Below are 640 nucleotides of genomic sequence, written 5' to 3'. Positions count from 1 at the left end.
AAAAAGCTTCATCCCCGATTTATGGGCAAATAATCCTATCGCCTCGCCCGAAGACACTGTGATATTTTTTAACGCCGTTATATCTGTCTGCTTTTCAGCTACTACCGAAAAACTGTTGCCCGTTGATAATTGAATATTTTCCGGACTGGTTAACGCTATCCCTTCCTGAGCATAGGCTAAAATTCCACTCTGACTTAATGCCGTTAGATTTGTTTTTAGCTTGTCCTGACTCTCCGTATCGGCTCCGTGGGCTTCTGATTGGCTTGCCGCATCCTGTAACGCTTTGGCTATCGACAGTGCATTTTCTAACTGCGCTATTGCGCCTTGCATGTCCAGCTGTTTGCCTTGCGCTTTCGGCGTTGTTTGTGTGGTCAGGTATAACCCTTTTTCTGCGGCTATAGCACCCCATTCATCGGTACGAAGCTCAAATCCTTCACCCCGACCTTCTTTATTTCGATTAACTAAGTGACCTATATTTAACTGGGTTTTGCCGTATTCAGTCGCCAGCTTGATATGCTCCTGACCCCGTTTGTCATCCATCCGCAATTTGTTGTTGGCCGGCGTGCGAATTACATTTCGATGTTTATTTATCGTGCTCACCGGGTCTGGATGTGCGCTGTCATGCATCGCATGAGCGATA

1 protein-coding gene is annotated in these 640 nt (G+C 46.4%); it reads right to left on the bottom strand.

Annotated elements, in window-relative coordinates; genetic code table 11:
* Window positions 1–627 (bottom strand): type VI secretion system Vgr family protein (locus tag ACKJXD_RS11920; RefSeq protein ID WP_430876421.1); only part of this gene is annotated, 627 nt, incomplete at its 3' end.
* Window positions 628–640: the final 13 nt, after the last annotated feature.

Source organism: Gilliamella sp. G0441, from assembly GCF_050589305.1.
In the GTDB taxonomy this organism is placed as follows: Bacteria; Pseudomonadota; Gammaproteobacteria; order Enterobacterales; family Orbaceae; genus Gilliamella.
Note: the sequence above shows the minus strand (reverse complement) of the source record. Positions and strands in the feature narration are given on the sequence as shown.